This is a genomic window from Enterococcus sp. HMSC078F03, assembly GCF_001811595.1.
GTDB classification, from domain to species: Bacteria; Bacillota; Bacilli; order Lactobacillales; family Enterococcaceae; genus Enterococcus; species Enterococcus faecalis.
On sequence record NZ_KV805556.1, the window covers coordinates 95661 to 120692 of the forward strand.

Annotated in this window: 25 protein-coding genes, 1 pseudogene and 1 CRISPR repeat array; of the genes and pseudogenes, 23 read left to right on the forward strand and 3 right to left on the reverse strand. The window is 36.3% G+C overall.

Translation table 11 applies throughout. The annotated features are described in order from the left end of the window. A CRISPR array of direct repeats spans nt 1-166; the repeat unit is 34 nt; unit sequence TTTGTACTCTCAATAATTTCTTATCAGTAAAACA. Nucleotides 167-438: 272 nt separating this feature from the next. The 9 genes from HMPREF2810_RS05980 to HMPREF2810_RS06020 all read left to right on the forward strand — a co-directional run bounded on the left by HMPREF2810_RS05980 (nt 439) and on the right by HMPREF2810_RS06020 (nt 8072). Beyond that, nucleotides 439-1293: a phosphate ABC transporter substrate-binding protein PstS gene (locus HMPREF2810_RS05980; RefSeq protein ID WP_002357298.1), complete on the forward strand. Its 855-nt coding sequence runs from the start codon at nt 439-441 to the stop codon at nt 1291-1293. A gap of 122 nt (nt 1294-1415) precedes the next feature. Further along, nucleotides 1416-2336, forward strand: a complete 921-nt coding sequence (gene pstC / locus HMPREF2810_RS05985) for a phosphate ABC transporter permease subunit PstC (protein ID WP_002357299.1) — start codon at nt 1416-1418, stop codon at nt 2334-2336. After that, the gene (pstA, locus tag HMPREF2810_RS05990) at nt 2336-3220 is read left to right on the forward strand and encodes a phosphate ABC transporter permease PstA (protein ID WP_002357300.1); all 885 of its coding nucleotides are present in this window, start codon (nt 2336-2338) and stop codon (nt 3218-3220) included. The genes pstC and pstA overlap by 1 nt, the downstream gene beginning before the upstream one ends. A gap of 16 nt (nt 3221-3236) precedes the next feature. Further along, nucleotides 3237-4046: a phosphate ABC transporter ATP-binding protein PstB gene (pstB, locus tag HMPREF2810_RS05995; RefSeq protein WP_002420128.1), complete on the forward strand. Its 810-nt coding sequence runs from the start codon at nt 3237-3239 to the stop codon at nt 4044-4046. Nucleotides 4047-4056: 10 nt separating this feature from the next. Continuing rightward, the gene (pstB, locus tag HMPREF2810_RS06000) at nt 4057-4815 is read left to right on the forward strand and encodes a phosphate ABC transporter ATP-binding protein PstB (protein ID WP_002357303.1); all 759 of its coding nucleotides are present in this window, start codon (nt 4057-4059) and stop codon (nt 4813-4815) included. 14 nt (nt 4816-4829) lie between these two features. Continuing rightward, on the forward strand, nt 4830-5507 hold the full coding sequence (gene phoU, locus HMPREF2810_RS06005) for a phosphate signaling complex protein PhoU (protein WP_002357304.1): 678 nt from the start codon (nt 4830-4832) through the stop codon (nt 5505-5507). 209 nt (nt 5508-5716) lie between these two features. Further along, nucleotides 5717-7318 (forward strand): daptomycin-sensing surface protein LiaX, encoded by a 1602-nt coding sequence (gene liaX, locus HMPREF2810_RS06010; RefSeq protein WP_002360155.1) that lies wholly within the window; start codon nt 5717-5719, stop codon nt 7316-7318. A gap of 74 nt (nt 7319-7392) precedes the next feature. After that, entirely contained in the window at nt 7393-7716 is a 324-nt protein-coding gene (locus HMPREF2810_RS06015) for a PspC domain-containing protein (RefSeq protein WP_002357306.1), read from the forward strand. Then, on the forward strand, nt 7716-8072 hold the full coding sequence (locus tag HMPREF2810_RS06020) for a phage holin family protein (RefSeq protein ID WP_002357307.1): 357 nt from the start codon (nt 7716-7718) through the stop codon (nt 8070-8072). Before HMPREF2810_RS06015 ends, HMPREF2810_RS06020 begins: the two co-directional genes overlap by 1 nt. Nucleotides 8073-8106: 34 nt before the next feature. On the opposite strand, the gene HMPREF2810_RS06025 is transcribed toward HMPREF2810_RS06020, so the two are convergent. Further along, on the reverse strand, nt 8107-9069 hold the full coding sequence (locus tag HMPREF2810_RS06025) for a GIY-YIG nuclease family protein (RefSeq protein ID WP_010715258.1): 963 nt from the start codon (nt 9067-9069) through the stop codon (nt 8107-8109). Nucleotides 9070-9278: 209 nt separating this feature from the next. On the opposite strand from HMPREF2810_RS06025, the gene hprK reads away from it, so the two are divergent. The 6 genes from hprK (at nt 9279) to HMPREF2810_RS06055 (ending at nt 14276) form a co-directional block, all read left to right on the forward strand. Next, on the forward strand, nt 9279-10214 hold the full coding sequence (gene hprK, locus HMPREF2810_RS06030; RefSeq protein ID WP_002357309.1) for an HPr(Ser) kinase/phosphatase: 936 nt from the start codon (nt 9279-9281) through the stop codon (nt 10212-10214). Nucleotides 10215-10231: 17 nt separating this feature from the next. Continuing rightward, nucleotides 10232-11065, forward strand: coding sequence for a prolipoprotein diacylglyceryl transferase (gene lgt / locus HMPREF2810_RS06035; RefSeq protein ID WP_002408908.1), 834 nt, complete (start codon nt 10232-10234; stop codon nt 11063-11065). A 68-nt stretch (nt 11066-11133) separates the two neighbouring features. Next, a complete protein-coding gene (locus tag HMPREF2810_RS06040) occupies nt 11134-12156 on the forward strand; it encodes an NAD(P)H-dependent glycerol-3-phosphate dehydrogenase (RefSeq protein WP_002357312.1) in 1023 nt (340 codons plus the stop codon). An 11-nt stretch (nt 12157-12167) separates the two neighbouring features. Next, on the forward strand, nt 12168-13064 hold the full coding sequence (galU, locus tag HMPREF2810_RS06045) for a UTP--glucose-1-phosphate uridylyltransferase GalU (protein ID WP_002357314.1): 897 nt from the start codon (nt 12168-12170) through the stop codon (nt 13062-13064). A gap of 177 nt (nt 13065-13241) precedes the next feature. Continuing rightward, entirely contained in the window at nt 13242-13673 is a 432-nt protein-coding gene (locus HMPREF2810_RS06050) for a DUF948 domain-containing protein (protein WP_002357316.1), read from the forward strand. Nucleotides 13674-13688: 15 nt separating this feature from the next. Beyond that, on the forward strand, nt 13689-14276 hold the full coding sequence (locus HMPREF2810_RS06055; RefSeq protein WP_010715256.1) for a YtxH domain-containing protein: 588 nt from the start codon (nt 13689-13691) through the stop codon (nt 14274-14276). A 120-nt stretch (nt 14277-14396) separates the two neighbouring features. Here HMPREF2810_RS06055 and HMPREF2810_RS06060 read toward each other — a convergent pair whose 3' ends face one another. Next, nucleotides 14397-15500: an aminopeptidase P family protein gene (locus HMPREF2810_RS06060; protein WP_002408910.1), complete on the reverse strand. Its 1104-nt coding sequence runs from the start codon at nt 15498-15500 to the stop codon at nt 14397-14399. Nucleotides 15501-15714: 214 nt separating this feature from the next. Between HMPREF2810_RS06060 and ccpA the strand changes: the two genes are divergently transcribed. From ccpA to HMPREF2810_RS06075, 3 genes are all read left to right on the forward strand, one after another. Beyond that, a complete protein-coding gene (gene ccpA, locus HMPREF2810_RS06065) occupies nt 15715-16716 on the forward strand; it encodes a catabolite control protein A (protein ID WP_002357319.1) in 1002 nt (333 codons plus the stop codon). A 207-nt stretch (nt 16717-16923) separates the two neighbouring features. Next, the gene (locus HMPREF2810_RS06070) at nt 16924-17616 is read left to right on the forward strand and encodes an ABC transporter ATP-binding protein (protein ID WP_002420131.1); all 693 of its coding nucleotides are present in this window, start codon (nt 16924-16926) and stop codon (nt 17614-17616) included. Then, nucleotides 17609-18709: an ABC transporter permease gene (locus HMPREF2810_RS06075; protein ID WP_002420132.1), complete on the forward strand. Its 1101-nt coding sequence runs from the start codon at nt 17609-17611 to the stop codon at nt 18707-18709. The genes HMPREF2810_RS06070 and HMPREF2810_RS06075 overlap by 8 nt, the downstream gene beginning before the upstream one ends. A gap of 185 nt (nt 18710-18894) precedes the next feature. Here HMPREF2810_RS06075 and HMPREF2810_RS06080 read toward each other — a convergent pair whose 3' ends face one another. Further along, nucleotides 18895-21303, reverse strand: coding sequence for a transglycosylase domain-containing protein (locus tag HMPREF2810_RS06080; protein WP_016614645.1), 2409 nt, complete (start codon nt 21301-21303; stop codon nt 18895-18897). 184 nt (nt 21304-21487) lie between these two features. Between HMPREF2810_RS06080 and tyrS the strand changes: the two genes are divergently transcribed. The 5 genes and pseudogenes from tyrS (at nt 21488) to HMPREF2810_RS06105 (ending at nt 24963) form a co-directional block, all read left to right on the forward strand. After that, a complete protein-coding gene (gene tyrS, locus HMPREF2810_RS06085) occupies nt 21488-22750 on the forward strand; it encodes a tyrosine--tRNA ligase (protein WP_002357324.1) in 1263 nt (420 codons plus the stop codon). Nucleotides 22751-22754: 4 nt separating this feature from the next. Further along, nucleotides 22755-22934 carry a hypothetical protein gene (locus HMPREF2810_RS16220; protein ID WP_002365741.1) on the forward strand — a complete coding sequence of 60 codons (180 nt, stop codon included), beginning with the start codon at nt 22755-22757 and terminating at the stop codon, nt 22932-22934. Continuing rightward, nucleotides 22931-23592 (forward strand): annotated as a pseudogene (locus HMPREF2810_RS06095) (YdeI/OmpD-associated family protein). The gene HMPREF2810_RS16220 and the pseudogene HMPREF2810_RS06095 overlap by 4 nt, the downstream one beginning before the upstream one ends. Next, a complete protein-coding gene (locus HMPREF2810_RS06100; protein ID WP_010715253.1) occupies nt 23592-24059 on the forward strand; it encodes a DUF1801 domain-containing protein in 468 nt (155 codons plus the stop codon). The pseudogene HMPREF2810_RS06095 and the gene HMPREF2810_RS06100 overlap by 1 nt, the downstream one beginning before the upstream one ends. Nucleotides 24060-24069: 10 nt before the next feature. Beyond that, complete coding sequence (locus HMPREF2810_RS06105) at nt 24070-24963, forward strand: deoxyribonuclease IV (RefSeq protein WP_010715252.1); 894 nt, start codon at nt 24070-24072, stop codon at nt 24961-24963. Nucleotides 24964-25032 lie beyond the last annotated feature (69 nt).

Below are 25032 nucleotides of genomic sequence, written 5' to 3' on the forward strand. Positions count from 1 at the left end.
TTTGTACTCTCAATAATTTCTTATCAGTAAAACAGGGATTAAAGAAAGAATCGTTGCCCAATAGTTTTTGTACTCTCAATAATTTCTTATCAGTAAAACACATGTTGATTCACTTCATCGCAGAATTTTGTTTTTGTACTCTCAATAATTTCTTATCAGTAAAACAATAAGGAAGTAGGTTGGATGTACGAACTCGCTTTTATACTCCCAATAATTTTCAAAAAAGCCATCCCCACTAAATTCTTAAATATAGTCATCTTTCTAGCATAATTATTTGTATCTGAAGCAACAGCCAAATTGGCTTCTTCAGATACTTTTTGTTATTTAATTTAAGAGTTTTCTCAGTTGTACCAACAAATTGATAACTTATAATTTTCAAGTCCTACATATAATGGTAAAATAGAATAGATTGAAATTAATTGGAGGAATAATGAATCGATGAAAAAAAGATTGCTATTATTTATTGGTTTGGCAAGTATACTTACATTGACAGGATGTGCAAAATGGATTGATCGTGGTGAATCCATCACAGCGGTAGGCTCATCAGCTTTACAACCATTAGTAGAGACAGCGAGTGAGGAATATCAAAGCCAAAATCCAGGAAGATTTATTAATGTCCAAGGTGGCGGAAGCGGAACAGGTCTGAGTCAAGTCCAATCTGGCGCGGTAGACATTGGTAATTCTGATTTATTTGCAGAAGAGAAAAAGGGCATCAAAGCGGAAGACTTAATTGATCATAAAGTTGCTGTTGTTGGGATTACACCAATCGTTAACAAAAATGTCGGTGTCAAAGATATCTCAATGGAAAATTTAAAGAAAATCTTTTTAGGTGAAGTAACAAACTGGAAAGAACTTGGCGGGAAAGATCAAAAAATTGTTATTTTGAACAGAGCGGCCGGTAGTGGTACGCGTGCGACTTTTGAAAAGTGGGTCTTGGGAGATAAAACAGCCATTCGTGCGCAAGAACAAGATTCCAGCGGCATGGTTCGTTCCATTGTTTCTGATACACCAGGAGCGATTAGTTATACCGCATTTTCATATGTTACTGATGAAGTAGCTACGTTAAGTATTGATGGTGTTCAGCCAACAGATGAAAATGTAATGAACAATAAATGGATTATTTGGTCTTATGAACACATGTACACTCGTAAAAATCCAAGTGATTTAACCAAAGAGTTTTTAGACTTTATGTTGTCAGATGATATCCAAGAACGTGTGATTGGTCAATTAGGGTATATTCCTGTTTCGAAAATGGAAATTGAACGGGATTGGCAAGGAAATGTCATTAAATAATTCTCTTAACACAAAATTTACAAACTTAACATAAAATTTACATGTTATTAAAAACAAATTGATGTAAAAAAGGTACACTATTTTTATCTGTAAAAGTTGGATTGTTTGAGGAGGAAATATTCTTGGAAGATGTACAGAAAAAATTATTAACAAAATCGAAAAGAGCCAAGATGGAGCAACGAGGAAAATTTATTAGTTTCCTATGTATTGCCTTAATTGTAGCAGTGGTTGTTTCAATTTTCTATTTTGTTGCAAGTAAAGGACTTGCTACATTCTTTAAAGATAAGATTAACGTGTTTGATTTCTTATTTGGAACAAACTGGAACCCAAGTGATATCGGCGCAGACGGTAAACCCATGGTTGGGGCTTTACCAATGATTGCGGGTTCCTTTATTGTAACGTTTTTGTCAGCGATTGTTGCGACGCCATTTGCGATTGGAGCGGCTGTTTTTATGACAGAAATTTCACCTAAAAAAGGAGCGAAATTTTTACAACCAGTTATTGAATTACTTGTAGGGATTCCCTCTGTTGTTTATGGATTTATTGGTTTATCTGTCATTGTTCCTTTTGTCCGTTCAATCTTTGGCGGAACAGGCTTCGGTATTTTAGCTGGTACATTTGTACTATTTGTTATGATTTTACCAACGGTCACTACAATGACCGTGGATGCGCTAAAAGCTGTGCCTAGACATTATCGTGAAGCGTCGTTGGCGCTTGGTGCTACGCGTTGGCAAACGATTTATAAAGTTGTCTTGCGGGCAGCTGTGCCTGGTATTTTAACTGCGGTTGTCTTTGGTATGGCTCGTGCGTTTGGTGAAGCCTTAGCAATCCAAATGGTAATCGGAAATGCAGCTGTGATGCCAACTAGTTTGACAACACCAGCTTCGACACTAACAAGTATTTTGACAATGGGGATTGGGAATACGATTATGGGAACAGTTGAAAACAACGTTCTTTGGTCTTTAGCCTTGATTCTATTGTTGATGTCTTTACTATTCAACATTGTTATCCGAATTATCGGTAAGAGAGGAGCCTTAAAATAATGAATGCAAAAAAAGCAGATAAAATCGCAACAGGTATCTTATATGCCGTATCTGGCGTCATTGTTTTAATTTTGGCGGCCTTACTGATTTACATTTTAGCTAGAGGAATTCCACATATTTCGTGGGAATTTTTAACACAACCATCCAGAGCCTATCAAGTTGGTGGTGGGATTGGTATTCAGCTTTTCAATTCACTATATTTACTATTGATTACAATGATTATTAGTATTCCAATTTCATTAGGTGCTGGAATTTACTTATCGGAATATGCGAAAAAGAATTGGTTAACTGATTTAATTCGTACCTCGATTGAAATTTTAAGTTCATTGCCTTCCGTTGTTGTGGGGCTGTTCGGCTTCTTGATTTTCGTTGTACAAATCGGATATGGCTTTTCAATCTTATCAGGTGCGTTAGCATTAACATTTTTTAACTTACCATTATTGACTAGAAATGTTGAGGAATCTTTGAAAGCCATTCATTATACACAGCGTGAAGCGGGGTTAGCCTTAGGTCTTTCACGTTGGGAAACAGTAAAAAAAGTTATTTTGCCAGAAGCGTTACCAGGAATTTTGACAGGGGTTATTTTGAGTTCTGGTCGGATTTTCGGTGAAGCCGCTGCGTTAATTTATACAGCAGGACAAAGCGCACCTGCCTTAGATTTCAGTAATTGGAATCCGTTGAGCGTTTCAAGTCCAATTAGTATTTTCCGTCAAGCGGAAACGTTGGCTGTGCATATTTGGAAAATTAATACTGAAGGTACGATGCCAGATGGCGCTGCGGTCTCAGCAGGTGCCTCCGCTGTGTTAATTTTAGTAGTTTTACTTTTCAATTTCGGCGCTCGTTTTATCGGCAACCGTCTTTATAAGAGAATGACATCAGCTTAATGTTAGGGGAATTAGCATGAAAGAATACAATTTAAATGATACCCATTTACTTCAACTAGATAGCCAAAAAGACCCAATTGCGTTACACACGGAAGACTTACATGTCTTTTACGGGGACAATGAGGCTATCAAAGGTGTTGATTTACAATTTGAAAAGAACAAAATAACCGCCTTAATTGGACCTTCTGGTTGCGGTAAATCCACGTATTTACGTTCGCTAAATCGTATGAACGATGGCATTGCCAATACACGTGTTACTGGAAAAATCATGTATAAAGATGTCGATGTCAATACGAAAGAAGTGGACGTCTACGAAATGAGAAAACGCATTGGCATGGTTTTTCAGCGGCCCAATCCATTTAGTAAATCTATCTATGAAAATATCACATTCGCATTGAAACAGCATGGTGAAAAGGATAAGAAAAAATTAGATGAAATCGTTGAAACAAGTTTGAAGCAAGCCGCACTTTGGGATCAAGTGAAAGATAACTTAAACAAAAGCGCCTTGGCTCTTTCTGGTGGGCAACAACAACGTTTGTGTATCGCTCGGGCAATTGCGATGAAACCAGATATTCTATTGTTAGATGAACCGGCAAGCGCGTTAGATCCGATTTCAACAGGAACGGTTGAAGAAACGTTAGTGAATTTAAAAGATGATTACACGATCATCATTGTGACACATAACATGCAACAAGCGGCGCGGATTAGTGACTATACAGCTTTCTTCTATATGGGCAAAGTCATTGAATACGACCATACAAGAAAAATCTTTACACGACCAAAAATTCAAGCAACGGAAGACTACGTTTCAGGACATTTTGGTTAGGAGGAGCAAGATGGGCAAAGAAATTATTTCATCAAAAGATTTACATTTATATTACGGGAAAAAAGAAGCATTGAAAGGCATTGATTTAACTTTTAATCAAGGAGAATTAACTGCCATGATTGGTCCTTCTGGTTGCGGGAAATCAACGTATTTACGTTGCTTGAATCGTATGAATGATTTAATCCCAGACGTAACTATTACTGGAAGTGTTGTCTATAAAGGAAAAGATATTTATGGACCGAAAACAGATAACGTTGAATTACGTAAAGAAATTGGCATGGTTTTCCAACAGCCTAATCCATTTCCATTTTCAGTTTATGAAAATGTGATTTATGGCTTGCGCCTAAAAGGAGTCAAAGACAAGCAAGTCTTAGATGAAGCAGTTGAAACCAGTTTGAAAGCTGCTGCCGTTTGGGAGGATGTCAAAGATAAACTTCACAAAAGTGCACTTTCACTTTCTGGTGGACAACAACAGCGGGTTTGTATCGCTCGTGTGTTAGCTGTGGAACCAGATATTATTTTATTAGATGAACCAACTAGCGCCTTGGACCCAGTTTCTAGTGGTAAAATTGAAAACATGCTGTTAACATTAAAAGAGAAATATACCATGATTATGGTGACACATAATATGTCACAAGCATCACGGATTTCTGATAAAACGGCCTTCTTTTTACAAGGTGATTTAATTGAATTTAATGACACGAAAAAAGTATTTTTAAATCCAAAAGAAAAACAAACAGAAGATTACATTTCTGGTAAATTTGGTTAAAAGGGGGAAAAAGAATGTTACGGACACAATTTGAAGAAGAACTATTGAATCTGCACAATCAATTTTATGAAATGGGTATGATGGTTAGTAGTGCCGTCCATAAATCCGTGAAGGCATATATTAATCATGATAAAAAATTAGCTCAAGAAGTGATTGATCGCGATATTGAAATCAATGATATGGAAGTCAAACTTGAGAAAAAGAGTTTTGAAATGATTGCGTTACAACAACCAGTGACAACAGACTTACGTATGATTATCACTGTTATGAAAGCTAGTTCGGATTTAGAAAGAATGGCGGACCATGCCGTTTCAATTGCTAAATCAACGATTCGCTTAAAAGGAGAAACACGTATTCCTGAAATTGAAAAAGAAATTTCAGATATGTCTGATTATGTGAAAAAAATGGTGGATAATGTTTTAATCGCCTATGTTAAAACGGATCAAAAAGATGCACGAATGATTGCACAAATGGATGATCGTACTAATGAATATTTCGATAGTATTTACAAACATGCCGTAGAAGCAATGAAAGCTAATCCAGAAACGGTTATTAGCGGAACTGATTATCTACATGTGGCACAATACTTGGAAAGAATTGGCGACTATGTCACAAATATTTGTGAGTGGATTGTTTACTTGGCAACTGGTAAAATTACCGAATTGAATAGTAATCGTGACGAACAATTTTAAGATAAACAAATAAAAAAAACTAGGAGACGGCCTTTTTTAGACCAATTCCTAGTTTTTTTAACGTAAAATGAACTGATTTTATAAAACTAGTCCTTACTAATGAGAAGAAATCGTTCTTAAGTCCTATGACAAATGATCAAAAACAAGGCATAATAATGCATGTAAGGAAAACACTATTGAGTGAAAAATTTGCTAAGGAGGCAATATCCATGAAAGAAAGAGAACGCGTATTAGAATTAGTGAAAAAAGGTATTCTAACGTCAGAAGAAGCGTTAATTTTATTAGAAAATATGGCAACTGAAAAAGATGAAAAACAAATCGAAAAAGCTGCTGAAAAAGTCGATACACAAAATATTGGAACAACAAATAAAGAAGATCAAGTCGCAGATTTAATGGATGCATTAGAAAAAGGCGAATCAGAAGGACCTACTGTTGATTCGTTTGAAGAAAATACACAGGACAGTGCAGAAAAAGATCGTGAAAACTTAGAAAGAATTCTTGATGAGTTAGCAACAAAAGCCAATCGCGCTTCGGCTGAATTGGACGAAGTCAACGCAGAAATTGCCGGCATCAAAGAAGAAATTAAAGAAGTCGCAGAAGAAATTGGAACATTAGATACAAAAGAAGAATTAGATGCATTAACAGAAGATGAACAAGTCCAACGAAAAGACTTGCACGTTTTACTTGCACAATTAGAAGAAAAATTAGCGACTCAAAGTACTGAAAAAACAGCATTGGAAGAAGAACTAAAAAACATTCGCAAAGAACAATGGAAGGGTCAATGGAATGATACAAAAGAAAAAGTTTCTTCTCAATTCTCTGAAGAGTGGAAAGATCAAGCCACAGACACCTTTAACCAAGTCGGCGGCAAAGTTGCCGAAGTTGGCGGCCAAGTGGGAGAATTCTTGAAAAAAACATTTAATTCTTTCAGTGATACCATGAATGATAATGTGGAATGGAAAGACATTAAAATGAAAGTTCCTGGTGTGGCAACAACTAAGTTTGAACATGAGTTTAACTATCCAAATCCACAAGCAAGTTTAATTGATGTCAAGGTAGCAAATGGTACCGTGGTTTTCAAAACTTGGGATCAAGAAGATGTGAAAGTCGAAGCAAAAATCAAATTATATGGTAAAATGGCAGGAGATTCACCAATGGAAGCTTTCTTAGAACGAAGTGACATTGATGTGGATGATGAAACGATTTCTTTCCAAGTGCCAAACAAACGGGTGAAAGCAGATTTAACGTTCTATTTACCAAAACGCACTTACGATCATGTATCTGTTAAATTATTAAACGGAAATGTCTTAGTAGAAGAGTTAACAGCGAAAGATGTTTACACAAAATCAACGAATGGGACGATTACGTTTAAAAAAATTGATGCAACTATGTTAGAAATTGAAGGCGTGAATGGTGAAATTAAAGTCCTAGAAGGAACAATTTTAGATAACATTATTGAAACAGTCAATGGTGATGTGTCTATTTCCGCGGCACCAGAAAGTCTAAGTGTTTCTCTGATTAATGGAGATATCCGCATTACAGCTAAAGAAAAAACGCTTCGCCGTGTTGAAGCAAGCTCTGCAAATGGGAATATCAAGTTGGCCTTGCCAAATGACTTAGGCGTTGAAGGGCAAGTGAAAACTAATTTAGGTAGTATTAACAGCCGTTTAACAGATATTGAAGTTGTTCGTGAAAAGAAAGATCGCGGCAATCAACAATTACATTTTAGACGTGTACTGGAAGAATCAATGGCTCAAATTAATGCTTCTACAACAACGGGAAGTATTTTCCTAAAAGATACGGATAAATAATTAATAATTTTAAGCTAGATGGGCTGACGAATCAGCCTTTCTAGTGTAAAATTTAGTAGACGAGGTGAAAACATATGAAAAGAAAACTAACAAAATCTCCGAATAACGTGGTTTTAACAGGAAGCTTAGCTGGGATTGCTGATTGGCTAGGAATTGACCCAACAATTATTCGTGTCGTTTATGTCTTGCTCAGCTTTTTCTCAGCAGGATTTCCAGGCATTCTCTTATACATTGCCTTAGCAGTCTTGATCCCTTCTGGAAGAACAGGAAGTGATCGCGGCTACGGCCATCAAAATCCTTATAATAGAAATGTTCGCAATGAAAATCCTTATGCTGCCAATAAAAAGCAACGTAAAGAAGCGGAAAAAATTGATGATGACGAATGGAGTGACTTTTAATGACATATTTTCAGCGATTGGTTGTTAATACACTGACATTCATTTCTTTATCAGTTGTTTTTCCTGGCATGATTCATGTGAGAGGCATAATGCCTGCAATTATTGCCGCCTTTGTTCTCTCAATCCTAAATATGTTGGTGAAACCAGTCTTAACAATCTTGTCGCTCCCATTTACTTTATTAACGTTTGGTCTATTTAGCTTTGTTGTCAATGCAGCGATTTTACAAATGACCTCGTTTTTTGTGGGGGAAATGAACTTTGGCTTCTCAAGTTTTTGGGCAGCGGTGCTAATGGCTGTAATTATGTCAATTGTCAATACGATCGTTACGGATCACAATTTATCTAAATATGAATAAAAAAGCCTGAAGAACGTAGCATAAAATGCGTTCTTCAGGCTTTTTCGATGGTTAAATTTTCTAGGTGACATTCTGGATGGCGGCTGATATAGCCATATAAAATGTTTAAAAAATCAACTTGTTGCTTCGAGTAATGCTCAATTGTTTTCGGTGTTTTTTTGGGCATAATTTTTTTTGCTAGTTCAAGCGGTGAATATTTTTGAAACGTTTGTTTAGTTACAACACGTGTTGCTACCACCAAGCCTTGGTAAATTAAATAGTATTTGATTTTTTTCTGACAAGGTAACCACATCAGTTGCCAATCTCGTTGGTTAGCTTGACTAATTCGTTGATTTTGGTTTGCAAAGCGCGTCAAAAAGAGCCAATCTTCTTTGAGTTTTGCTGCTTTTTCGAAGGCTTGTTTTTCAGCAGCTTCTTGCATTTGTTGAGCAATTCGTTTGATTGGTTCTCGTCCTTGATTATGGAAAAAGTCGAACAATTCTTGTTGAAATAGTTCGGTCGGAATGGCACTCTCTTTTTGAAAGGTTTGATGCCAATAGTTGGTTGGGACGAGATCGTAGATACTATCCAAAATTATTTTTAAACGGTTTAATTTTCGACGAATCGAATAAGGACCAAAACAGTTCTCTTTAGTGGGCATATTTAAGAGTTTAATCTCTAATTGCCGCTCATTAACGGCTACTGATACATAAGAATATTGTTCATAAGCATTCATTTGGCGATTATAGCGCGGCCGGTACTGTTGAATCAGTTGACATTCTAGGAGGAGCGCATCCAATTCTGTGTCAGTATGGAGAACATCGAAGTCTATAATTTGTTTGACTAAGCGCATCGTCTTTCGAGAATGTTGATGACTATTAATAAAATAGCTCGACACGCGATTTTTCAATTTTTTGGCTTTGCCCACATAAATAATTGTGTCGGTTGCGTCTTTCATTAAATAAACACCAGGCGTTAACGCTAATTGATGGGCTTTTTCCTTTAAATATTCTTTCATAAGTTTCCTCTTTTCTTAAAAGGATCGGCTTCAAGTATACAAAGTTTTCTGAAATAGTCAAGTAACAGAAATAGCATAGATAATTTCACTGAAAAATAGTTTCATTTTTTTGAAATATGATAATTCTAGGAATTATCTAGTGAATAGCTAGAAACTTGTATTTTTAAATGATAAAATATAACAAGTAGCAGAAAGGACTGACATTCGATATGACAGAAGTGGTAAAGATTTATCAACTGGTAGAAAATCTTTCTTTAGAAGTAGTCTACGGAGATGAAGAAAGCTTAAATAGAACAATTAAAACTGGTGAAATTTCCCGGCCAGGCTTAGAATTAACTGGGTATTTTAATTATTATTCCCATGATCGTTTACAATTATTTGGGAGCAAAGAAATTACCTTTGCGGAACGAATGATGCCTGAAGAGCGTTTATTAGTGATGCGCCGTTTATGTGCGAAAGATACTCCAGCCTTTATAGTATCCAGAGGACTAGAAATCCCCGAAGAATTGATTACAGCAGCAAAAGAAAATGGGGTTTCTGTATTACGTTCACCGATTTCAACTTCCCGTTTACTAGGGGAACTATCCAGTTATTTAGATGGCCGTTTAGCTGTTCGGACAAGTGTCCATGGGGTTTTAGTTGATGTTTATGGACTTGGTGTTTTGATTCAAGGAGATAGCGGTATTGGTAAAAGTGAAACAGCTTTAGAGCTTATTAAACGTGGCCATCGGCTAATCGCAGACGATCGTGTCGATGTTTATCAGCAAGATGAATTAACCGTGGTGGGAGAGCCACCAAAAATTTTGCAGCATTTAATTGAAATTCGTGGTATCGGGATTATTGACGTCATGAACCTGTTTGGAGCTAGTGCGGTCCGCGGCTTTATGCAAGTTCAATTGGTCGTTTATTTAGAGGCATGGGAAAAAGACAAGAAATATGATCGCCTCGGTAGTGATGATGCAATGGTTGAAATAGCTAACGTTGATGTCCCTCAGATTCGCATTCCTGTTAAGACTGGCCGAAATGTGGCCATTATCATTGAAGTAGCAGCAATGAACTTCCGCGCGAAAACAATGGGCTATGATGCAACAAAAACGTTTGAAGAGCGCTTAACCCGTTTAATTGAAGAAAATTCAGGAGAATAGAAGGAGAAGATGTGATGATGTTAGCTCAAGTGAATTCAATTGCATTTCGCCTTTTCGGTATTCCCGTCTATTGGTATGCAATTATTATTGTTTCAGGGATTGCTTTAGCTGTTTGGCTAAGTAGTCGTGAAGCCGTTCGTGTTGGTTTAAAAGAAGATGATGTCTTTGACTTTATGCTCTGGGGATTACCTGCAGCAATTGTTGGCGCGCGCTTGTATTACGTCGCTTTTCAATGGCAAGATTATGTAGACAATCCGATTGAAATTTTCTTTACTCGAAATGGTGGCTTAGCGATTTATGGTGGTCTTATTGGTGGGGGACTGGCGCTGTTTTTCTTTACGCGTCATCGTTTCATTTCTACATGGACTTTTTTAGATATTGCCGCACCAAGTGTGATTTTAGCGCAAGCAATTGGTCGCTGGGGCAACTTTATGAATCATGAAGCCTATGGGCCAGCGACCACCAGACAATTTTTAGAAAATCTCCATTTACCAACGTTTATCATTGATAACATGAATATCAACGGAACGTATCATCAGCCAACATTTTTATATGAATCTGTCTGGAATGTTTTAGGCTTTATCGTTTTATTGTTATTACGCAAAAAGCCACACTTTTTAAAAGAAGGCGAAGTCTTTTTAGGTTATATAATATGGTATTCTTTCGGCCGTTTCTTCATCGAAGGCTTACGGATGGACAGTTTGTATGCGTTTAGTAACATTCGTGTCTCACAATTGTTGTCTTTAGTGATGTTCGTGGCAGCAATTGTTATTGTGATTGTTCGTAGAAGGAATCCCAATTTGAAATTTTACAATCGGGAGAAACAAAAGAAAAAAATAACAACTTCTTAATCCAACTTGATCGAAGAATATGGTAAACTAGAGAAGTAACGTTGTTTAGCGAAAGGAGAGTTTCACCGATGAAACAAAAAGTCGCTGTTTTAGGTCCAGGCTCCTGGGGGACAGCTTTAGCTCAAGTATTAGCCGAAAATGGACACGAGGTCTGTATTTGGGGAAATAAACCAGAGCAAATCGATGAAATAAATACAAAACATACCAACAAACATTATTTACCAGAATTAATCTTACCTACTTCAATTCAGGCAACCACTGATTTAGCCACTGCTTTAGTAGATGTTGATGCGGTACTGTTTGTGGTACCAACTAAAGCCATTCGTTCAGTAGCACAAGAAGTGGCCCAACATTTAAAAACAAAACCAATTATTATTCATGCAAGTAAAGGGCTCGAACAAGGTACACATAAGCGGATTTCAGAAGTGATAGCGGAAGAGATTCCAGCAGAAAAACGGCAAGGAATTGTGGTTTTATCTGGTCCAAGCCATGCAGAAGAAGTCGCTGTTCATGACATTACAACCATTACAGCAGCAAGCGAAAATTTAGCAGACGCTGTGTATGTGCAAGAGTTGTTTATGAATGATTACTTTAGAATTTATACGAATGATGATGTGATTGGTGTAGAAACAGGGGCGGCCTTAAAAAATATTATTGCTTTGGGCGCCGGAGCGATTCATGGCTTAGGCTTTGGTGATAATGCCAAAGCGGCAATTATGACTCGTGGTTTAGCAGAAATTAGTCGTTTAGGGGTTGCGATGGGAGCAAACCCATTAACATTTATTGGTTTAAGTGGTGTTGGGGATTTAATTGTTACTTGTACAAGTGTCCATTCTCGAAATTGGCGTGCGGGTAATTTATTAGGAAAAGGTCATAAGTTAGATGAAGTCTTAGAAAACATGGGCATGATTGTGGAAGGTGTTTCAACAACTAAAGCAGCCTATGAATTGGCACAACAACTAGAAGTCGAAATGCCAATCACAGAAACAATCTACAATGTCTTGTACAATGACGAAGATGTACAACAAGCAGCAAAAGAAATCATGTTGCGCGATGGCAAAACCGAAAACGAATTTACACTTGATTTTTAGGAGGAAAAAAGATGAAAGTTAAAAAGGCAGTTATTCCAGCAGCTGGGTTAGGAACACGTTTCTTGCCGGCTACTAAAGCGATGGCAAAAGAAATGTTACCGATTGTTGATAAACCAACGATTCAATTTATTGTAGAAGAAGCACTAGCTTCAGGAATCGAAGATATTTTAATTGTGACAGGTAAAGCCAAACGTCCGATTGAAGATCATTTCGATTCAAATGTTGAATTAGAAAATAATTTAAAAGAAAAAAATAAAACCGATTTATTGAAATTAGTCGAAGAAACAACGGATGTTAATTTACATTTTATTCGTCAATCCCATCCGAAAGGCTTAGGACACGCTGTTTTACAAGCGAAAGCATTTGTTGGCAATGAACCTTTTGTCGTGATGTTAGGCGACGATTTAATGGAAGATAAAGTGCCATTAACGAAACAATTAATGGATGATTACGAACAAACACATGCTTCGACAATTGCGGTAATGAAAGTACCCCATGAAGATACTTCAAAATATGGTATTATCAATCCAGAAAAAGAAATCGAAAAAGGACTATACAATGTCGAGAACTTTGTTGAAAAACCAAAACCTGAGGAAGCACCAAGTGATTTAGCGATTATCGGCCGTTATTTATTAACCCCTGAAATTTTTGATGTACTTGAAAATCAAAAACCAGGCGCTGGTAACGAAATTCAGTTAACAGATGCGATTGACACTTTAAATAAAACACAACGCGTTTTTGCTCGTGAGTTTAAAGGAGAACGTTACGACGTTGGCGATAAATTTGGGTTTATGAAAACAAGCATTGAATATGGTTTGACTCATCCAGAAGTAAAAGATAATTTACGAGAATACATTATTAATTTAGGTGCTCAATTAGCGAAAAAAGAGCAACCAAAAGAAAAATAAATAAAAATAAGCGTAAAATTTCAATTCGTTAGAAGGAAATTTTACGCTTATTTTCTTAAAGAAAAGGGCATGAGAATTTTATAAAATAAATTGTCATTCTTAGCTTTATGAGTTGTGAAAAATATAAGTTGGTGTTATCCTAAGATTATAAATAAAATTTCAGAGGGGAGTAATGATATGTCAGGTGGGGAAATTGCTGCCTTAATTGCAGCGGTAGCATTTGTTGTTTTAGTCATCTTTTTAGTACTTGTGTTATATAAAGTTTCTCAAGTTGTTTCAAAAATTGAAGATACAATTGATGAAACAAATACAACAATCAAAGTCGTGACTAGCGATGTGAATGTATTGAGTCGCCAAGTGGAAGGCTTGCTTGTTAAAAGTAATGAACTATTGACAGATGTGAATCAAAAAGTAGCAACGATTGATCCGTTGTTTACGGCCGTTGCTGATTTAAGCGAAAGTGTCTCTGAATTGAACACCTCAAGTAAACATTTGATTACGAAGGTAGGAACCGTAGGGAAAGGCACAGCGAAAGCTGGTTTAGTGAGTAAAGTAGGCGGTTCTGCTTTTAGAGCAATGCGTTCAAAAAATAAAAAAACAAATAACTAATTGGAGGAGATTTTTATGGCTAAAAAAGGCGGATTTTTCTTAGGAGCAGTAATTGGTGGAACAGCAGCAGCCGTTGCCGCATTATTACTTGCACCAAAATCAGGTAAAGAATTACGTGATGATTTATCAAATCAAACAGATGATTTAAAAAACAAAGCGCAAGATTACACAGATTATGCTGTTCAAAAAGGAACAGAATTAACAGAAATCGCAAAACAAAAAGCCGGCGTTTTATCAGATCAAGCCTCTGATTTGGCAGGTTCTGTCAAAGAAAAAACAAAAGATTCATTAGATAAGGCACAAGGTGTTTCTGGCGACATGCTTGATAACTTTAAAAAACAAACAGGTGATTTATCTGATCAATTTAAAAAAGCAGCTGACGATGCTCAAGATCACGCGGAAGATTTAGGTGAAATCGCCGAAGATGCAGCAGAAGATATCTATATTGACGTTAAAGATTCTGCGGCAGCGGCCAAAGAAACTGTTTCTGCTGGTGTCGGTGAAGCAAAAGAAGCCACCAAAGATGTTCCTGAAAAAGCTGCAGAAGCAAAAGAAGATGTTAAAGATGCAGCGAAAGACGTAAAAAAAGAATTTAAAGGGTAATAAGCGTTTAGTTCATGAAAGCTAGCAACATATCGCGCTGCTTTTGTTCAGCGGCTTGCCTTAAAATTTAGAAATGAGGCCATCAGTCCGGTTGACTGATAGCCTCATTTTATTTTTATGCTATTGAATAATTTGCAATTCTTTAGTTGTCTTAGTGAATGGTTCGGAACCTGTTTTGGTTACGTGTAAACAATCTTCAATACGAACGCCTACTTTTCCAGGAATGTAAATACCGGGCTCAATAGAGAAACACATACCTTCTTCAATGACTAAATCATTGCCATGAACCAGCGATGGGTATTCATGGACAGTGGTTCCAATGCCATGGCCTAAGCGATGGTTAAAGTATTCACCATAACCAGCTTTTGTGATTACACCTCGAGCAATATCATCTAATTCGCCTGCTGTAACACCAGGTTTCACCGCTTCAGTTGCTGCTAATTGTGCTTCTAAAACAATTCCATAAATTTCTTTTTGGAAATCAGAAGGTTCCAAGTAGCTGACTGTTCGTGTGGCATCACTACAATAGCCATTATGAACGACACCTAAATCAAATAGCACTAAGTCATGGGGCTCAATTTTTGTTTCGCCAGGTACCCCGTGAGGACTAGCTCCGTTTTTTCCTGTTAAGACTAACGTATCAAAACTCATTGAGCGAATACCTTGACGTTTTAATTGATACTCGATTTCTGCAACAATTTCTTGTTCCGCAACGCCTGCTTGAATTGCTTTGAAGCCAATCTCAAAAGCGACATCCGCCCAACTACCAGCTTCTAGTAAACGTTGAATTTCAGGTTCTGTTTTAATTAATTGAAGTTTTTCAATTAAAGGCGTAACATCATGCGAAAAATCGCTAGCTGGGAAATAGGTTTTCAATTGATCGAAACGAGCTAAAGAAAGAGCTTGTTTTTCTAAAGCAAAGCGTGGCGTGCCTTGTGTTCGTTTATTTAACAATGCCGCAATTTTTTCCCAAGGATTTTCGCTATCTAAATAACCATAAACGGGATAAGTCCAACTACTATTTTCGGCATCTTCGACTTCTAATGCAGGTGTAAATAAAAATGATTGGTCGTCCGCAGCGATAAACAAAGCTAACACGCGTTCATGAGGTTCGCTTTCGTAACCGGAAAAGTAAGCGATATGACCAGGATCACTAATATAAGTGAAGTCAATCTTTTCTTGGTGCATCCAATTTTTTAAATCGGCAATTTTTTCTTGATTCATAAAACATCCTTCTTTCTTTTATTCTGAAGTGAATCACAGTACTATCATAACATGAAATGACAAAAAGTTCCTTTTGAAATGGAAAGTAAATTTTCATGAAAAAACGATAAAACGGTTGCAAAAATAGAAGAATTTTGATATTCTAGGCTAGGAAAGAAATGTAAACAGTGTTTTCAGAAAATGAGAACAAATTCATATTTATAGGAGAAGAAACATGGAAAAACAAACAATTACAATTTATGATGTTGCTAGAGAGGCAAATGTATCTATGGCTACTGTTTCTCGTGTTGTCAATGGTAATCCCAATGTAAAACCAGCAACGCGTAAAAAAGTCTTAGAAGTGATTGATCGCTTAGATTACCGTCCTAACGCAGTCGCACGTGGTTTAGCAAGTAAAAAAACGACAACAGTGGGTGTCATTATTCCAGATGTTAGTAATGCATTTTTTGCTTCATTAGCACGTGGCATTGACGACGTGGCTACAATGTATAAATATAATATCATTTTAGCTAATTCAGATGGAGACGATCAAAAAGAAGTTACTGTATTAAACAATTTACTTGCAAAGCAAGTAGATGGGATTATCTTTATGGGTCATCGCATTACAGATGATATTCGTGGTGAATTTTCACGTTCAAAAACACCTGTTGTCTTAGCAGGTTCAATTGATCCAGACGAACAAGTTGGTAGCGTTAATATTGATTACACAGAAGCAACGAAAGATGCAACAGCGACTCTAGCGAAAAATGGGAACAAAAAAATTGCTTTTGTTAGTGGTGCATTAATCGATCCAATTAATGGTCAAAACCGAATGAAAGGCTACAAAGAAGCCTTAGCGGAAAATGGCTTGTCTTATAATGAAGGCTTAGTTTTTGAATCTGAATATAAATTTAAAGCAGGGATTAATTTGGCTGAGCGTGTCCGTAATAGTGGGGCAACTGCTGCCTTTGTTACAGATGATGAGCTAGCGATTGGTTTATTAGATGGGATGCTAGATGCTGGTGTGAAAGTTCCAGAAGAATTTGAAATCATTACAAGCAATAACTCATTGCTTACAGAAGTCTCTCGTCCACGTCTATCAAGTATTACACAACCTTTATATGATATCGGTGCCGTGTCAATGCGTTTATTAACAAAACTAATGAACAAAGAAGAAATTGAAGAAAAAACAGTTGTTTTACCTTATGGAATTGATCAAAAAGGTTCAACAAAATAAGAGAAAATTCTACTAGAAATGCAAAAAAGTACAAGAAGAAATCATGAAAATGATTTCTTCTTGTACTTTTTTTTAATGAATTACTTCCTTGCATTCTGCTATTAATACACAGTAAGATCGAAAATTAAAATAAGATTAAGTTGATTAGAAAATCGGTCGGTAAAGCATTACTTATGGTATCTTTAGATTAAAAAAAGAGGTGTTTCTGTGAAGGTAAAGGAATTAACTGTCGAGTATGGTAATAGAACAATTATAGAAAATTTATCTATGCAAGCTGAATTTGGTGAAATAATTGGCTTAGTTGCTCCTAATGGAACTGGAAAAACCACGTTTTTTAAAGCTATATCTGGTTTAATCCCTAGAAAAAATGGAAATATTAGTTTAAATAAGATTGATTACAATAGTAGAGGTGCAACGTATTTAAAAGAACTATTTTTTCTTGAAAGTAGTAAAAATTTATATGATTATTTGACGCCGAAAGAACATCTTGAATATATTAAAGCCGCTTGGAAAAGTAATAGCGATATAGAGCATATTTTTGAACAATTAAAGATGAAAGAATATCAAAATAGAACAATAAAAAAATTATCGCTCGGAATGAAACAACATGTATTATTAGCGATGTATTTAGCAAGTGATGCAACAATACTTTTGTTAGATGAACCTTTTAATGGCTTGGATCCTACTAGTGTTAGTTTATTCATAATGTGCTTAAAAGAAATAGTTTCTAAAGATAAAATAGTTATTTTATCTTCTCATGATTTGTATAATGTTGAACACACATGTACACGTATTTTATTTATGAAAAATAAAAAGTTGGTTGAGAATGATCAACGTAACCTTTCTTTACGTGAACAATATGATAACTTATATTTAAGAGGAGAAGAGAGAAATGCTTAAGATAGAAACGATAAAAATATTGAAAGAGAAGAGTCTGTGGTTTGTGTTTGTAGCCTTTATTTTAATGTTAATTTATCCGTTACTAGCTCAACCCCAACAACTTTCTTTTAAAGAAATGCAATATGAAAACCGAATCAAAAATAACGAACAAGCGAAAGAAAAAATGAAAAATGAACCTGCAGCAAAAGAAACTTTAAATGAGATAGAAGATGAAAGTGAGCAATTAAGGAAAGCAATTAATGCCATCAAAATTGGTGATGAATGGGCTTTATTAGAAGCTGAGAAAAAATTGGAAGAAAGTAATTTAAACGCAATGTTAAAAGGAACGTTGTACAGTATACCAATTATTGAGCAACAAAAAAGAGTCAAAGAATTGCAATATTTATCTGAAAACAGGATCAAACAAGTGGATTCTTCTGAAGTTGCTAAAATGCCTGCTTTGAATTACCTAGGTTTTCTTTTATCGATGGATTTTCCATATACATTATTATTAATTATCCCTAGTTTAATGATTATAGCGCTCGCAACTTTAGAAAAAAGAAAAAATACTGTTTCTTTATGGAACGGCCTTCCCTTAAAACTATGGAAAAAATATTCTATTAAAATAAGTAGTATTTTGTTTACAGTCGGATTGGTTTCTTATCTGTCAATCTTTCTTTCTGTAATCAGTGCATTTTTCAAAAATGGTCTGGGAAACCCTGATTATCCAGTCGCGATTATTGAAAAGGGACAAAGTGTTACAATCATTTCTCTTTCTAACTATTTGTCGAGAAGCCTAATTATGTTTGGTATGCTGTTATTAGCATTGACAGTATTCAGTTTCTTGCTTTCACTGTTTACTGGAAATTTGATTGTTCATAGCTTGCTAATTGTTGGTGTGGTATTATCTTCAGGATTTAGCATGCTTTCCAATAAATTTTTCTTTACATCTTATATGAATTTTCCCAAAATTATTAATGGAGGAAATGGGTATGAGCCGATGGATGAGATAGGTCTCACATTTGATTTTTCTTTAAAGATGATAGTTGTCTATGTATTAATAAGTTTAATAGTATCTGCTATTGTTTTGAGAAACAGAAAGGGATTATTTTAGTTAAAATAGGTTGATTGCTGCATATTATTTCATTAAATGTAGGAGCTATTTTTGAATAGCTCGAGCTAGTATCGATGGTAAAGAATAAGAGAAACAATAAAAGTAGAGACGTAATTCATCAATTGATGGATTACGTCTCTACTTTTTTACATAATTTTGGTTACAAGCTTAACTTACCAAATTCTTTAGTTGTTCTTTTTATTATCGTTGTTTTTATTGTTGTTGTTGTTATTATTTGTAGTGGCACGTGGAGCAAGATTTCCCCAGTAAGAAGCGTAATTGCTGTCTGTTCCACCGATCCCAAATTTATAGGTACTTTGTGGTGCACCATCTTTGGCATAGTATGAAGTCGTTGTTTTGCCAGGTGTATTGAACTTGGCACCATTATAGGTAATTGAGCCAGGTTTTTCACCAGTAAATTCAGAAACTTTTGATTTAATAACACTTGGGTCTAATTCAAATTTTTGACCAATGCCAAACAATTCTGGATTCGCATAGTACAGCGCGTTGGCTAAGTTCGCCATATAATTCCCATTATTGTCGCCGCTGGTCATCGTCATTGGCGCTGGTAGATCATGTCCTGCCCAAGAACTTAGTGTCACAGTTGGGGTAGAGACAATCAGCCATGAATCTTTATAGTCATCAGTTGTCCCAGTTTTTCCGACCCAATCAGCACTAGCTAAATGAGGATTCAAGCCAGCTAACGTTGGTTTGAATTTTGTTGTATTCGCAGAATCCACCACTGAGCGCAACAAGTCATTCATAATAGAAGCGGTCGCCGGTGAATAAACTTGCGTTCCTTCATCTTTGTGTTCGTAGACTACATGTCCGCTATTGTCTGTAATTTTTTCAATCATGTAGGCTTTTTGATATTTACCTTTGTTAGCAAGTGCTTGGAAACCGTTTGTTTGAGTTACAACATTTGTTTCTACTGGACCCAATGGCGCAGATTCGTAAGCCCAAGCATCTGAAGCTGGATAGTTCATTTTACTTAAGTAGTGATTGTAAGAAAAATTATCATCACCTTTTTTCTTTTTCAATTCTTCATTTACATGATACACAGGGATGTTAAAAGACCAGTTTAACGCATTTCGAACGGTTACAAATTGATTTAAATCCACAGTTGTTGAGTTAGCAAAAGGAGTACCATCTGAATAAGTAGTCGTGTAGTTGGCCAAACGACTTTCAGAACCAATGATTCCTTGATCAATCGCAGGACCATAGACAGAAATTGGTTTAATCGTAGAACCAACTTGACGATCGGCATTAAAGGCATGGTTGTTTTGATTAATATCGAAGTTTCTGCCGCCGATAAAACCGAGGATACGACCAGTAGCGTTATCCATTAAAATATTCCCAGTTTCAATCATTGTATTCCCATTGACATCTGCAGTTCCATCATCAAGCAAATAACCATAATTTGCGACAGCGGTTTGCATCGTGTTGTAAATATTCTGATCAATGGTCGATTGGATTGTATAGCCTTGTGACTGGATTTCGCGACGTGCTTGTTCTTCATATTGATCTAAACCAACTTGATCTAAATCATCACGATTAACTTTAGCTTTTTTCATATCTAAATCCATGACAATCTCAACTGCTTTATCTAACACCGTATAGTATAGATAGCCTTCTGTATTGACATTGGCCTGTTCAGTTGGTAAAAAGTCTTTTTTCAAGTCGTAAGCTTTGGCTTCTTCATATTCCTTTTGCGAAATAGCTTTTTCTCGGTACATACTGAAAAGAACAAAATCTTTTCTCTTCATTCCTAAAGACAAATCGTCTTTCAAGGCACCAGTGTTAGTATAGGGCGTGTAAACAATGGGACTTTGGGGAAGTCCTGCGATAAAGGCCGCTTGAGGAAGATTCAAGTCCTTGGCACTTTTACCAAAGAGTCCTTTGGCTGCTTCTTCCACGCCTGCAATATTTTCACCTTTGTTATTACGACCAAAAGGGGAGACATTTAGATAAGTTGTCACGATTTCGTCCTTAGAAAAGTATTTTTCAATGCGTAAAGCTAATAAAATTTCGTTGGCTTTCCGTTTAAAAGTCGTTTCGTCAGTTAAAATCTGTTGCTTGACCAATTGCTGAGTCAATGTTGAACCACCAGAAGAACCGCCGATACCTGTTGCATCAGAAATCAACGCTCGAACTAGCGCTTTTGGTACTACCCCATGATGTTCTTCAAAATATTCATCTTCTGTTGAAATAATGGCTTTTTTTAGCAATGGAGACATTTGATCGCCATTAATTCGTGTCCGAATTAAATCTGATTTGATGTTAGCAATCGGAGTACCATCTGCGTAAGTCATTTTTGACACTTCGGTAATATCACTGATTTCTTTTTGCAATTCTTCCTTCGTTGGGGGCTGTGTATCTTCAACTAGAAAAGCAAAATAGCCCATTCCGATACCTAAGCCAAGAGAGCCACCTAAGACAATCAGAATAACCCCAAAAACAACTAATGACTGAAAAACGCGAATAATGACATTTAAAATAAGTAAAAAGACATTGCCGCCAGAAGAGGTCGTTGGTTTTTGCTTATTGTTACTTGAATTATTTTTCAAAAGCTTCACCTCAATAAAATGATACATTCTGTGTTATTATAGCAAAAAAAAGCTTCTATGAATAGTTTCTACACCAATTGCCATTTTTTGTTGAAAAAACTTAAGAGAAAATAGGTAAATCTCATTTTTTGACTTTTCAAGTGTGACAGAATCGGTTACTATGAATAGGGGAATTTGATCTATTATTATGTTTTACTATAGGAGGAAAATCATGAATTCAGCTTTTTTTGAAGAATTAAAAGCCCGTGGGTTGGTCTACCAAGTCACAGATGAAGAAGCCTTACAAAAACAATTAAATGAAGAATCTGTTAAATTATATATCGGCTTTGATCCAACGGCAGACAGTTTACACATCGGGCATCTACTGCCAATTCTTATGTTACGTCGTTTCCAACAAAATGGTCATGTGCCTATTGCTTTAGTTGGTGGCGGAACAGGCATGATTGGTGATCCATCATTCAAAGATGCAGAACGTAGTTTAAACACACTTGATACAGTGAAAGCTTGGTCTGAAAGTATTAAGGGCCAGTTGTCACGTTTTATCGATTTTGAAGATGAAAAAAATCCAGCGATTCTAGCAAATAACTATGATTGGCTTGGAGAGCTTTCGTTAATTGATTTCTTACGTGATGTTGGAAAAAACTTTACAATTAACTATATGATGAGTAAAGAAAGCGTGAAACGCCGAATCGAAACAGGAATTTCTTATACTGAATTTGCGTATCAATTATTACAAGCATATGATTTCTTGAAATTGTACGAAACAGAAGGTTGTTTATTGCAATTAGGTGGCAGTGATCAATGGGGAAACATTACTTCAGGGATTGAATTATTACGCCGAGAACAAGAAGTTCAAGGATTTGGCTTAACTATGCCTTTAATTACAAAAGCAGATGGTACCAAATTTGGTAAAACAGAAGGAAACGCAGTTTGGCTAGATGCGGAAAAAACTTCGCCATATGAATTTTATCAATTCTGGATTAACACAGATGATCGTGATGTCGTGAAATTCTTGAAATACTTTACTTTCTTAACATTGGATGAAATTGCAACAATTGAAGAAGAATTTACAGCGAACCCAGGGCAACGTGCTGCGCAAAAAGCGTTAGCCAAAGAAGTGACTACTTTAGTCCACGGTGAAGCAGCCTATCATCAAGCGGTTAAAATTTCAGAAGCTTTATTCAGCGGGGATATCCAAAGCTTAACAGCAGAAGAAATTAAACAAGGCTTTAAAGATGTACCAACGTACGAGGTGCAACCAGAGGATCAATTAAGTTTAGTTGACTTATTAGTTACCTCAAAAATAGAACCATCCAAACGTCAAGCCCGTGAAGATGTACAAAATGGAGCGATTTACGTCAATGGAGAACGTCGACAAGATTTAGCAGCTGAATTGACAGAAACTGATAAAATCGAAGGACAATTTACTGTGATTCGTCGCGGGAAGAAAAAATATTTCTTGTTAAAATACTAAAAAAATGAAAGCTTGGGACGAAGGTCGTTTAGACAACAGGTTCCAAGCTTTCGCTTTTAAAAAAGATAAATTGGGATTAATTCTGTTACAAAAAACTCTTTTTTACTATTGGGCATATTCAATTACAGATAACTTGTGCTATGCTAGAATAAAAAGTGCAGTCGCTATAAGGAGTAGGTTATGAAATCAATTGTCGAAAAGTTAAACTTAACGAAGTATCAGCACCCAGTTATTTTAAATAGACCACAGGCAGAGTATCTATCTGAATTTGCTTCAGCCGCGCAGCAATTACCCTCAGAACCAGTTGAGCTGATTTTTGCATTTGTGAAAACGATGGCGGAATTTCAAGAGATTGTTTCAATGGTGATTGAAGGTCAACATTTAGTAGAAAATGGGTTGTTATATGTGGCTTATCCGAAAAAAGGCAATAAAATCTATCCAACCTTTGTCCACCGAGATGAAATTTTTCCAACATTACAAGTAAACGAGGCAGATGGGTATATTAAAGGCTCAACCTTAAAATTTAATCGCATGGTTAGTTTAGATGAGACTTTTACGGTTGTCGGCATGAAGAATGTTCTTAAAAAGCAGCGAAGAATCAGACCAGTTCTGCTGTTGGGGATTATGTTCAATATTTACCAGAAATTGAAGCGTTGGTACAAACAGAACCAGCTGCTGCAGCGACATTCGCTGCATTAACGCCTGGTTATCAAAAAGAGTGGGCGCGGTATGTATTTAGTGCAAAGCGAGCGGAGACACGGAAAAAGCGGCAAACTGAAATGTTAGTCATTTTAAAAGAAGGCTATAAAACCAAAGCGCTTTATCAGCAAAGGAAGAAATAATGGCGCAGTCAATTGAAACAGTTACAGCATATATCGAAACAGTTGAACCAAACTGGCGAATTGCTTATCAGCAAGTATTAGATGTCGTTTCGCAAAATTTGCCAGCAGGATTTGAATTAACAATGCAATATGGCATGCCAACCTTTGTTGTACCGCTTTCAGTATTTCCAGAAGGCTATCTCAACCGTAGTGATGAACCGTTACCATTTATCAGTTTAGGCGCTACTAAAAGGCAAGTAGCTTTATATCACATGGGATTAATGGGAAATGAAGACGTCCGAAGTTGGTTTCAAGAAGCCTATCAGGAACAAGTGTCAACAAAGCTAAACATGGGGAAAAGTTGTCTTCGCTTCACTAATCCTAAGCGAATACCCTATGAACTAATTGGCGAATTAGTAACAAAAATCACGCTTGAAGAATGGCTGCAACAGTATCAACACTACCAAAAGAAAAAGAAGAATTATTAGGAGGAACCACATGTTATTAGGATCACACGTTAGTATGAGTGGCAAGAAAATGCTATTAGGCTCTGCCGAGGAAGCGGCTAGTTATGGCTCAACAACCTTTATGATTTATACAGGTGCGCCACAAAACACGCGCCGGAAACCGATTGAAGAAATGAATATTGAAGCTGGGCAAGCGTTTATGAAGGAACACAATTTGAGTAATATCGTCGTTCATGCCCCGTATATTATTAATTTAGGCAATACAATCAAAACGGAAAATTTCGGTTTTGCCGTAGACTTTTTGCGACAAGAAATTGAGCGAGCACAAGCGTTGGGAGCAACGCAAATCACGTTACACCCAGGTGCGCATGTTGGCGCAGGTTCAGAAGCCGGCATCAAACAAATTGTTAAAGGTCTAAATGAAGTCTTGTGGAAAGAGCAAATCCCTCAAATCGCTTTAGAAACAATGGCTGGTAAAGGAACCGAAATCGGCCGTACGTTTGATGAACTAGCTGCAATTATTGACGGAGTTACGCTAAATGATAAACTTTCTGTCACTCTGGATACTTGCCACATTAATGATGCAGGTTATAATGTAAAAGATGATTTTGATGGCGTATTAGTTGAATTTGATAAAATTATCGGATTGGATCGTTTAAAAGTTATTCATGTGAATGATTCTAAAAATCCTATGGGCTCACATAAAGATCGTCATGCCAATATTGGTTTTGGCACTATTGGTTTTGAAGCTTTAAACGGTGTGGTTCACCATGAAAAATTAACTGCTTTACCAAAAATTTTAGAAACACCTTATGTCGGAGAAGACAAAAAAAATAAAAAGGCCCCTTACGGTTTTGAAATTGCGATGTTAAAAAATCAAACATTTGATCCAGAATTATTAGAAAAAATTCAAGGACAAAACTAAAGCAACAATCGCTCTTAAAGGTCCTATTGACATTTAAGAGCGTATATTTTTGACTTTTAATCACTATTT